Below are 9,891 nucleotides of genomic sequence, written 5' to 3' on the forward strand. Positions count from 1 at the left end.
CACCAGCGGTAGCCGGGGCCTCGTGGCGTTCTCACCGAGACCGCGGTGTCGGCGTGGAGCGCCGGAGCCCGGGGGTGAGCGCGATGGTCACCAGCAACGAGGCGGTGGCCAGAAGTCCCATGGTGTGGCCGGGGGAGAGGTGGGTGGCGACCGCGCCACCGATGCCGGCACCCACGGCCTGGCCGATCATCATGCCCTGGCTCTGGAGGCCGAGCGTCTGGCCTTGGATGTCGTCGTCGGTGTGGGCGATGAGACGCTCCTGCAGCGGGAGCGAGGCGGCGTATCCGACCGAGGCGATGAACACCGCAGCGACCGCGATGGGGGCAGGCGGGGAGAGCCAGAAGACGAGGAAGGGTACGGCCAGAAGATAGCGCAACGGGCCGATGAGACGGTCACGCTGCGGGATCGTCAGGAAGCGGCCGGCGCTCAGATCGCCGAGCATCATGCCGGCCGCGCCCCCGGCGAAGAGATAACCCGCGAGCGAACCGTGGCCATAGGGGACGAAGAGCGCCTCGCAGCCGACGATCAACCCGTTCGGCACCCAGCCGGCGAGGTAGAGCGGCCTGGTGACCCGCGAGCCGAGGAGCAGCCGGTTGACCCGGCGGGTCCGGGCGACGACCCCCTCCGACGTACGTCCTGGGGCCGGTCGGTCGCGGATACCGAACCGCATCGTCAACAGGCTGAGCAGGTTGATGACCGCCGCGACGACGAACAGCGTCTGCGGCGAGAGCCACAGCAGCGCGACGCCGCCGAGGCCGTACCCGACGACCTGCATCCCCCCGACGGCGAGGTTCAGGGTCGAGCGGCCGAGTGCGTAGGACGAGCCGGACATGATGTCCCGCATCACGACCCACTGGGTGCCGGCGAGCATCGCGTTCACCGCGTAGGGGATGGCCAGCAGTGCGAACCGTGCCTGCCACGGTATCCCCGGCACCGCCTGCAGCGCGTTGGCCGCCAGCGGGCCGGCCATCTGCAGCATCAGCCCGGTGCGCGGCCGCAGCGTGTCGGAGAGCCCGAGGAACAGCTGTGAGACGACCAGCGCGACCAGTGGCCCGCCGAACATGGAGAGCGCGCTGAGCAGGGCGGACCCCGTGGTCTCGAAGATGATCGTGCCGAGCGCGAGCGACGACGTGGCCACCGAGATCATCACCAGGCAGCGGTTGGCGAAGAGGACCCGGAACTCCGGGATCGAGAAGAGTTGCCCGTACGTCGTCGGTGCCGGCTGGGTGGACGTGTTCGTCATGCGGTGAAGTCTGGGACGGTCGAGATCTCGTGGATACTTATTCGCGCACACGCGAAAGGTGATGCCGATGGGAACCTGGATCATCCCGACAGACCTGCTGGCCGAGAGCCGATTCCTGGTCTCACCCCTCCACGAGACCGTGGCCGCACTTACGGTGCTCAGTCGTACCGACGCCGACCGGACCCCGTGGCAGCGCTCCTTCCGGGCCGCCTACCTCGAGGCGTACCGGGATCTGCTGGCCTCCGACCCGATGCTGCGCGCGCTCGACGCCACCCTGTGGAGACCGCGCCGCGGCGACAGGCCGGGGTGGATGGCCGATTTCATCACTCCACCGCCGCTCGGCGACGAAGCCGGCTTCGAGGACGAGCTCGCCCAGGTGCGCGCCTGGGAGGAGCCCCGCATGCGCGCCGAGCTCCGGGACGTCGCCGGAGACCTCCCGGCCGCCCTGGAGCGATCAGGGATCCGCGATGCGGTGAGCGACCTGCTCCGCTGGATCTGGACCGCAACGGTCCAGGGCGACTGGCCACGCCGCAGGCGCGTTCTCGAGGCTGACATCGTCTCCAGGGCCAGTCAGCTCGCCAGCGAGGGCTGGGCCGGCGTCTTCGCGACCCTCGGGACCAAGCAGAAGAAGTGGCTCGGCGACGGGACGCTGCAGGTCAACGGTTACGACCTGCCAGCCCGTGATCTCTCCGACGCCCACGAACTCTCCTTCGTCCCGGTCCACAGCGACGGTTCCTGGCTGGCCTGGGACCTGCCCCAGCGCTACGCGATCATCTATCCCGTCGCCGGTGCCCTCGCTGCCACCGGCAGCGAGAGCACCGACCCCGCGAAAGCCCTGGCCCGGCTGATCGGAACCAACCGCGCCGGCGTACTGGCGCTTCTCGACTCACCGAGGTCCACGACGCAGCTCGCGGCACTGACCCATCTGCCCGTCGGCGCTGTGGGCAACCACCTGCGTGTGCTCCTCGACGCCGGCGTCGTGATGCGGCGACGCGCGGGGCGCGAGGTGTTGTACTGGCGTACGGCGCTGGGTGATGAGCTCGTCGTGTAACCGCTGCATCATGTCTTTCCGGACGAGGCGGAGGACGTTCCAGCCGAGCGCGACCAGGACTCGAGAGTCTTCCGCGCGCCGACCGCGTGCAGCGACGCCAGCGCCTCGGCGTACGGCTCGGTGAACTCAGGGGAGTCGACGAGATCGCCGAAGAGGTCGGGGTCGCGGAGGAAGGCGAGCGGGTCTTCGCGCTGCGCGATCGCGCGGGCCGTCACGTCGGCGCGGCGCCGGTCGACGATGTCGATCGGTGATCCCTGCTCGTCGACCCCTTCGGCATAGCGGGCCCAGGAGGCGACGACGAGCGCCGACCGGCGCACGGAACCGCCCGAGGCGAGCTGGGCAGAGATGACCGGGACGAGCCACTTCGGGATCCGGTCGGAGCTCTCCGCGCACAGCCGCGCCAGGGTGTCGCGGATGTAGGGGTTGGCGAAGCGGGCGATCAGCTCCCGCTGGTAGCCCGGCAGGTCCACCCCGGGCACCTGCGGCAGGGTCGGGGCGCCCTCCTGCGACATGTAGCCGAGCAGGAAGTCGACGAACAGCGGGTCCGTGCAGACCTCGTGGGCGTAGCGGTAGCCGGACAGGTAGCCGAGATAGCACAGTGCCTGGTGGCTGGCGTTGAGGAGCCGCAGCTTCATCAGCTCGTACGGCTCGACGTCGGGCACCATCTCGACCCCGGCCAGCTCGAACGGTGGCCGTCCCTGCGGGAAGTGGTCCTCGAGCACCCACTGGGAGAACGGCTCGCTGACCACCGGCCAGGCGTCGCCGATCCCGAACCGCCAGCCGACCTCCTCGACGTCGGCATCGGTGGTCGCCGGGGTGATCCGGTCCACCATCGAGCTCGGGAAGGCGACCTCGGAGGCGATCCAGTCACCCAGGGCCGGGTCGCGCAGGGAGGCGAACGCCGACAGCATCGCCCGGGCGACCTCGCCGTTGCCGGCGATGTTGTCGCACGACATGACCGTGAACGGCGCCACCCCGGCGGCCCGACGACGAGCCAGCGCCTCCACGACGTAACCGAACGCAGTCGAGGGCACCGCCCCCGGCCGCAGGTCCTCCTGGATGGCGGGGTCGGACGCATCGAAGCCACCGGTCGCCTGGTTGACGTGATAGCCACCCTCGGTGATGGTCAGCGACACGATCCGGATCCGCGGGTCGGTGAGCAGCCTCAGCACGTCCGCGGGGGAGTCGGGGGCGAAGAGGTAGTCGATGATCGAGCCGATCACCCGCCCCCGCACACCCCCGTCCGGCGCCCGCTCGACGAGCGTGTAGAGATGGTCCTGCGCGGCGAGAGCATCCCGCATGCGTACGTCCTGGGGCATCAGCCCCACCCCGACGATGCCCCAGTCGCGGATGCCCGAGGCGAGCAGGTCGTCGACATAGCGCGCCTGGTGGGCACGGTGGAAGCCACCGACCCCGAGATGCACGATCCCGGGGGTGACGGCGGTTCGGTCATAGGTGGGGACGGCGACAGCCGCGGACAGCTCGCCGAGCCGAGCCGTCGTGAGTCGAGCGTGGGTCATTTGACCGCCCCGAGGGAGAGGCCCTGCACCAGCTTGTCCTGAGCGGCGAAGCCGGCGATGAGCACGGGCAGCGAGATCAGCGTCGCCCCGGCGGCGAGCTCGGCGAGGTAGGCGTGCTCGGTCTGGATCAGGGTGTTCACGTAGACCGGTCCGGTCTGCGCGGCGACGCTGGTGAGGACCTTGGCGTAGAGCTGCTCGTTCCACGAGAAGATGAAGCAGATCAGCGAGGTGGCCGCGACGCCGGGCATCGCGATCGGCGCCACGATGCGGGTCAGGATCCTGAGCGTCGACGCGCCGTCGATCGAGGCCGCCTCGATGATCGCCGGCGGCACCTCGGCCAGGAACGACCGCATCATCCAGACCGCGATCGGCAGGTTCATCGCGGTATAGAGCAGGACCAGGATGATCACGTTGTCGGGCATGTTGATGACCTTGGTCGTGAACAGGTAGATCGGCAGGATCCCCGCGACCATCGGCAGCATCTTCGTCGACAGGAAGAAGAACATCGCATCCGACCACTTCTTCACCGGCTTGATCGCCAGTGCGTACGCCGCGGGGATGGCCAGGACGAGCACGAGCAGCGTCGAGATCACGCTGGTGATTACCGAGTTGATCAGTGCCGGGGTGATCGGGTTGGCCGAGGTGAACAGGCCGCTGTAGTTCTCCAGTGTCAGCGGGGCACCCCAGCTGGGCGGGTACGTCTGGGCGTCCTGCGGTGCGTGCAGCGAGGTCAGGACCATGTAGAGGATCGGGATCACGAAGATGATGCCGACCAGCCACGCTGCGATCGGGATGACGATCTTCGCCACCCGCTGCCGGTTCCATGGGTTCATCGACTTGCCTCCTCGTCGGTCAGCAGGGACGACACGACGCGCAGCGCGAAGGTCGCGATGATCAGTGAGCCGATGACCACGACGACGCCCAGCGCGGAGGCGACCCCGTAGTCCTTGGCCGAGTAGAACGTCTCGTAGACGGCGTAGGGGATGTTGGTGGAGTTCAGCCCACCGGTCATGCCCAGGACCGAGTCGAAGTTCTGGACGATGAAGATCGTGCCGAGCACGATCGAGAGCTCGAGATAGCGGCGTACGTGGGGGAGCGTCATGTGCACGAACGTCTGCCACCCGTTGCAGCCGTCGATGCTCGCCGCCTCCAGCACCTCAGGATCCTGCGACTGCAGGCCGGCGAGCAGGATCAGCATCATGAACGGCGTCCACTGCCAGATCAGCTGGATCTCGATGGCGAGCTTGGGATGGTCGGTGAGGAAGGCGATGTCCTGGGCGCCGGGCACCCCGAGCTGACCGAGCACGCCGTCGACCAGGCCGAACCCGGTCATCAGGATGCCGTTGCCCCAGAAGACCGCGGCCGCGATCGGCACGATCAGGAAGGGCGCGATCATCATCGTGCGCACCAGGCCGCGGCCGATGAACGCATGGTTGAGCAGCAGCGCGATCCCGAGGGCGAGCAGGGCGCTGACCCCGACGACGACCACGGTCATCTCGATCGTGTTCAGGACGGCCGTACGGTAGGCCGGCGTCGTGAACACGGTCTTGAAGTTGTCGAAGCCGGCGAAGCTGCGCTCCGGGGCGTCGGGCTGGGCGCTCCAGTTCATGAACGACATCACCAGCGTCGCCACGAACGGCAGCTGCGTCACCACGATCAGGAAGACCAGGGCGGGCAGCAGGGGAGCCCGCAGCTTCCAGGACTCCCGGCCCCATTTCCGGTACGCCGCGGGCGGCCTGCTCGCCGTCGGCTCGGTCGTTTCGCGGAGTGGTGCGGTCACGGTGGCCATCACTGCTTCTCCTTCTGGACGTCGCCGTACGCCTGGGCGAGCGACTGACAGCGGGCGAGTGCCGCGTCGGTGGTCTTCGAGCCCGAGATGGCGCTGCTGAGCTGTTTGGCGCACTCGGTGCCGAAGTCGGTGAAGCTCGGCACGCCGACGAACTGGATGCCGTTGTAGGGCCGCTTCTGGACCCCTGGGTTGTCAGCCTGGGCGTTCTTGATCGCGTTCATGGTCGGGGTCGCGAAGGAGCCGGCCACCTCGAGGTACTCGGGATCCGCATAGGTCGAGGCACGCTTGCCCGCGGGAACGTTGGTCGGCCCGCCGGTGTCGTGCTCGGTGTCGGCCATCACCAGCTGCTCGTACTCCTTGCTGGAGGCCCAGGCGACGAACTTCTTGGCATCCTCCTGGTGCCGGGAGGCCTTCTGGATCGCCCAGGCCCAGGTGTAGAGCCAGCCGGCGTTCTCGGTCTGGTCGTGCGGTGCGGCGACGTAGCCCACCTTGCCCTTGACCGGCGACTCCTCGGCTTCCAGCGACCCGGCGCCAGAGGTGGCGTCGTACCACATCGCGACCTTGCCCTGCTGCATGGCGTTGAGGCACTGCGGGAAGCTGAAGGTCGCGGCGCCGGCCTCGCCGTGCTCCCGGACCAGGTCGACATAGAAGTTGGCCGCCTTCTTGAAGCCGCCCTTGTCGACCTGGGCATTCCAGTCCTCGTCGAACCAGGTGCCGCCCATGGTGTTGACCACCGTCGTGATCGAGGCGAGGTTGTCGCCCCAGCCGGCCAGGCCACGCAGGCAGATACCACGCATGTCGGCCTCGGCCTCGTCGATCTGGGCGGCGAAGCCGGCGACCTGCTCCCAGGTCGGGGCGGCCGGCATCTCGATGCCGTGCTTCTCGAAGAGGTCCTTGCGGTACATCAGGAACGAGGACTCGCCGTAGAAGGGCTGGCCATAGACCTTGCCGTTGGCCGAGAGCGCCTCGGTCATCGGCGGAAGGATGTCGTCCTGGTCGAACTCCGGGTCGTTCGCGATGCTCTCCATGTCCGAGATCCAGCCGGCCTCGGCGTAGTAGGGGATCTCGAAGTTGGACAGCGTCGCCACGTCATAGATCCCGGACTGGTTGGCGAACTCGGTGCTGGCGGTGTCGCGCATGTCCTGCTCGACCTTGACCACGAAGTTCACCTCGATCCCGGTCTCCTCGGTGAAGTGCTCCGCGGTGAGCTCCTGGAGCTCGAGCATCTGGGGGTTGTTGACCATCAGCACCGTGATGCTGTGCTCGCCCGCGCTCGTCCCGCCGGCGCCCAGTCCGCCGGTCCCGCATGCCGTCAACAACACGGTGGCCAATGAGAGCGCTGTCAGCGCTGCGGAGGTCCGTCTCCGTGCCCGCATAGATCTGCCTCCTCGCAGTGTGACTGTCGTCACGGACCACGATGGCGTAATTCGGCTCGGACCCCCTAGCCCGGTCGGTGCGCCCGGAGCGCCCGGTTGCTGCCCGTTCTCAGGCCCGGATGACCCGGGGGCCCAGCGCCGAGAACCGGCGGGCATCGCTGGCCGCGAGCTCGGTGCCGGTGATGAGGAGCTCGAAGTCGCGTACGCCGGCGAAACGGCACAGGCTGGAGGCCCCGAACTTGGTGTGGGCACCGAAGAAGATCCGCCGCCTGGAGCGCTCGATGGCGGTCCGCTTCACCGCGGCGACCGAGGGGTCCTGGGTGGTCAGGCCCTGCTCGCGGGAGATCCCGTTGGCGCCGATGTAGGCCAGGTCGATCACCAGGTCGGCGAGCATCCGGGTCGCCCACTGGTCCACGACGCCCCGGGTGATGGTGCGGACCCGCCCGCCCAGGATGATCACGGTGAGCTCCGGATCGGCGGAGAGACGGGTGGCCACCGGGAGCGATGGGGTGATGATCGTCGCGGGCCCCTGGCCGAGCAGCTCCTCGGCCAGGAACTGCGGCATCGTGCCTTCGTCGATGTAGATCGTCTCCGCTCCGTGCCGGTGCTGGAGGGCGGCCCGGGCGATCCGGTGCTTCTCGTCGACGTCGCGGCCCGCGCGGAACTCGAGGGAGGTCTCGAAGCTGCCGCTCTCCAGGGCGACCGCGCCCCCGTAGACCCGCTCCACGACGCCGCGGTCGGCGAGCACCTTGAGGTCGCGCCGGATCGTCTCGACGCTCACCCCGAGGTCGGGTGCGAGATCGGTCACCGAGACCCGGCCGGTCGTGCGTGCGCGCGCCAGGATCTCCTCCTGCCGGGTCTCCGTGCTTTGCGCGAGCGGCGGTTCGGTCGACGTCACGGGCGCCATCATGCCCGGAATCGTGCCCGGTTCGTAGGGGTCGTGGCCGAACCGGGCGCCCGGTTGGCGCGATCGGGGCCTTCTGGGGCACCATGTCGCGGGCAGTGTCCGGGCGGACGGTGTCGCGGCGTTTTGCGGCTACCTCGCCGCGTACGTAAGATTGAATCTCGGCGTGCGCAGTGCGCCGTTCCTGCAGGCATCTGCTGGCACCTATCGCTTCGGGGTCCGGTCTGCCTTGCCGCGGGTCGACACAAGACTTTGAGTTCGGAGCAATGAAGGAGACCGCGGTGTACGCGATCGTGAAGGCTGGCAGCAAGCAGCAGAAGGTCGTTGTCGGCGACGTCATCGAGATCGACCGCCTCGACGGCGAGAACGGCTCGGCCGTCTCGCTGCCCGTGGTCCTCCTGGTCGACGGCGAGAACGTGACCTCGACCGGCCTCGACAAGGCTTCGGTTGCGGCTGAGATCGTCGGTGCCTCCAAGGGCCCGAAGATCATCATCCAGAAGTACAAGAACAAGACCGGCTACAAGAAGCGCCAGGGTCACCGTCAGAAGTACACCCAGGTCAAGGTCACCGCGATCAACGCCTGATTCCGGCGTTCTAGAGATACTTGAAGGACTGAGAAGATGGCACACAAGAAGGGTGCGGCAAGCACCAAGAACGGTCGCGACTCCAACGCCCAGCGCCTCGGTGTGAAGCGCTTCGGCGGCCAGGTCGTCGGCGCCGGCGAGATCATCGTCCGCCAGCGTGGCACTCACTTCCACCCCGGCACCAACGTCGGCCGTGGCGGCGACGACACCCTGTTCGCCCTGCAGGCGGGTGCGGTCGAGTTCGGCAAGCGCCGTGGCCGCCGGGTGATCAACATCGTTCCGGCTGACGCCTGAGCAACGCTTTTCGACGGGCCCTCTCCTCCGGGAGAGGGCCCGTCGCCGTCTTGCCGAGTCGGCTCGTCCTGACCGAATTCTTCGGCGAGTCGGCTCGTTAGAACGAGCCGACTCGGCGCGGATCTTGTCGAGGGCCGTCAGAGGCGCGTCGCCCGGTCGGCTATCGACTCGAAGGTGTCCCACGGGACCTCCCAGCGGGTGCCGGTGCGCGGCCAGTGGATCGCGATGTCGGTGATCCCGATCTCGGCGTAGGAGCCGGCGAGATCCTCGAACGCGTCGGCCGACTCGGTCCAGGGCTCCTCGGTGAAGCCGGACATGAACAGCTTCGGCATCGCGTCGTAGTCACGCCCGCGCTTCTCGCACGCCTCCCGCAGCATCTCGAGTCGCTCGGCGACGTACGCCTTCGGGTTCTCGGCCTTCGGGTTGGCGATCCAGCCGTCGCCGACCTCGGCGGCGAGCCGGATCCCGCGCGGGCCGTTGCCGGCCAGCCACAGCGGGGTGCGCGGTTGCTGCACCTGGCCGGGGGAGACGGTGACCTCATGGGTCTGCCAGTGCTCGCCGTCGATCGTCACCGGTGAGTCGCGCAGCAGCAAGTCGACGGTGCGGGTCCACTCCGCGAACCGGTCCGCGCGCTCGCGAGGCGTGAACTCCCGCCCGAGCACGTCGCCGTCGGAGGTGTGGTCGTCGCCGCCCGCTCCGATGCCGATCGTGATCCGCCCGCCGGAGATCCGGTCGAGGCTGCGGATCGCGGCAGCGGTCGGGATCGGCGTACGGAAGTTGGGGGTGGTCACCAGCGTTCCGAGCCGGATCGTGGAGGTGAGGGCGGCCGCGGCCGCCATCGACGTGAACGCCTCCTCCCACGGGCTGTGCCCGCGCCAGGCCAGGTGGTCGTAAACCCACGCCGTCTCGAACCCGAGCTGCTCGGCCTGCACCCATCGCTCGCCCATCGCCGGCCAGTCCTCGATCGGCCACATCACTGTTCCTATGCGCATGGACTCAACTTAGTGCCGAGTCGGGGGGCGGGTGCGGCAACCCGAGCAACAAGAAGCTGAACCGCAACAACAAAAAAAAACCCAACCAGCGCGCCAACGGGGGCGGGGGCGAAGAAAAGGGAATAAAAAAAAAAAAAA

Annotated in this window: 10 protein-coding genes; 3 read left to right on the forward strand and 7 right to left on the reverse strand. The window is 68.3% G+C overall.

Translation table 11 applies throughout. The features are described 5' to 3' along the window. Positions 1 to 31: 31 nt before the first annotated feature. Entirely contained in the window at positions 32 to 1,243 is a 1,212-nt protein-coding gene (locus ACFV9G_RS29025; protein ID WP_378732798.1) for a hypothetical protein, read from the reverse strand. A 67-nt stretch (positions 1,244 to 1,310) separates the two neighbouring features. Between ACFV9G_RS29025 and ACFV9G_RS29030 the strand changes: the two genes are divergently transcribed. Further along, positions 1,311 to 2,294, forward strand: a complete 984-nt coding sequence (locus ACFV9G_RS29030) for an ArsR family transcriptional regulator (protein WP_378732800.1) — start codon at positions 1,311 to 1,313, stop codon at positions 2,292 to 2,294. An 8-nt stretch (positions 2,295 to 2,302) separates the two neighbouring features. On the opposite strand, the gene ACFV9G_RS29035 is transcribed toward ACFV9G_RS29030, so the two are convergent. The 5 genes from ACFV9G_RS29035 to ACFV9G_RS29055 form a co-directional block, all read right to left on the reverse strand. Next, the gene (locus tag ACFV9G_RS29035) at positions 2,303 to 3,814 is read right to left on the reverse strand and encodes a mannitol dehydrogenase family protein (protein ID WP_378732802.1); all 1,512 of its coding nucleotides are present in this window, start codon (positions 3,812 to 3,814) and stop codon (positions 2,303 to 2,305) included. After that, positions 3,811 to 4,647: a carbohydrate ABC transporter permease gene (locus ACFV9G_RS29040; protein ID WP_378732804.1), complete on the reverse strand. Its 837-nt coding sequence runs from the start codon at positions 4,645 to 4,647 to the stop codon at positions 3,811 to 3,813. Before ACFV9G_RS29040 ends, ACFV9G_RS29035 begins: the two co-directional genes overlap by 4 nt. Continuing rightward, complete coding sequence (locus ACFV9G_RS29045; protein ID WP_378732806.1) at positions 4,644 to 5,603, reverse strand: carbohydrate ABC transporter permease; 960 nt, start codon at positions 5,601 to 5,603, stop codon at positions 4,644 to 4,646. Before ACFV9G_RS29045 ends, ACFV9G_RS29040 begins: the two co-directional genes overlap by 4 nt. Beyond that, on the reverse strand, positions 5,603 to 6,925 hold the full coding sequence (locus ACFV9G_RS29050; RefSeq protein ID WP_378732808.1) for an ABC transporter substrate-binding protein: 1,323 nt from the start codon (positions 6,923 to 6,925) through the stop codon (positions 5,603 to 5,605). Before ACFV9G_RS29050 ends, ACFV9G_RS29045 begins: the two co-directional genes overlap by 1 nt. A gap of 163 nt (positions 6,926 to 7,088) precedes the next feature. Next, entirely contained in the window at positions 7,089 to 7,877 is a 789-nt protein-coding gene (locus ACFV9G_RS29055) for a DeoR/GlpR family DNA-binding transcription regulator (RefSeq protein ID WP_378732810.1), read from the reverse strand. 287 nt (positions 7,878 to 8,164) lie between these two features. On the opposite strand from ACFV9G_RS29055, the gene rplU reads away from it, so the two are divergent. Both rplU and rpmA read left to right on the forward strand, forming a co-directional pair. Continuing rightward, positions 8,165 to 8,467: a 50S ribosomal protein L21 gene (rplU, locus tag ACFV9G_RS29060; RefSeq protein WP_160024636.1), complete on the forward strand. Its 303-nt coding sequence runs from the start codon at positions 8,165 to 8,167 to the stop codon at positions 8,465 to 8,467. A gap of 36 nt (positions 8,468 to 8,503) precedes the next feature. Next, complete coding sequence (rpmA, locus tag ACFV9G_RS29065) at positions 8,504 to 8,761, forward strand: 50S ribosomal protein L27 (RefSeq protein ID WP_378732812.1); 258 nt, start codon at positions 8,504 to 8,506, stop codon at positions 8,759 to 8,761. Positions 8,762 to 8,898: 137 nt separating this feature from the next. Here rpmA and ACFV9G_RS29070 read toward each other — a convergent pair whose 3' ends face one another. Continuing rightward, entirely contained in the window at positions 8,899 to 9,753 is an 855-nt protein-coding gene (locus ACFV9G_RS29070) for an LLM class flavin-dependent oxidoreductase (RefSeq protein ID WP_378732814.1), read from the reverse strand. Positions 9,754 to 9,891: the final 138 nt, after the last annotated feature.

Source organism: Nocardioides sp. NPDC059952, from assembly GCF_042730435.1.
Lineage (GTDB): Bacteria > Actinomycetota > Actinomycetes > Propionibacteriales > Nocardioidaceae > Nocardioides.

Coding starts and splice junctions, on each gene's coding strand:
- ACFV9G_RS29030 (WP_378732800.1), top strand. CDS start 1,311: ATGGGAACCTGGATCATCCCGACAGACCTGCTGGCCGAGAGCCGATTC.
- ACFV9G_RS29035 (WP_378732802.1), bottom strand. CDS start 3,814: ATGACCCACGCTCGACTCACGACGGCTCGGCTCGGCGAGCTGTCCGCG.
- rpmA (WP_378732812.1), top strand. CDS start 8,504: ATGGCACACAAGAAGGGTGCGGCAAGCACCAAGAACGGTCGCGACTCC.
- ACFV9G_RS29040 (WP_378732804.1), bottom strand. CDS start 4,647: ATGAACCCATGGAACCGGCAGCGGGTGGCGAAGATCGTCATCCCGATC.
- ACFV9G_RS29045 (WP_378732806.1), bottom strand. CDS start 5,603: ATGGCCACCGTGACCGCACCACTCCGCGAAACGACCGAGCCGACGGCG.
- ACFV9G_RS29025 (WP_378732798.1), bottom strand. CDS start 1,243: ATGACGAACACGTCCACCCAGCCGGCACCGACGACGTACGGGCAACTC.
- ACFV9G_RS29070 (WP_378732814.1), bottom strand. CDS start 9,753: ATGCGCATAGGAACAGTGATGTGGCCGATCGAGGACTGGCCGGCGATG.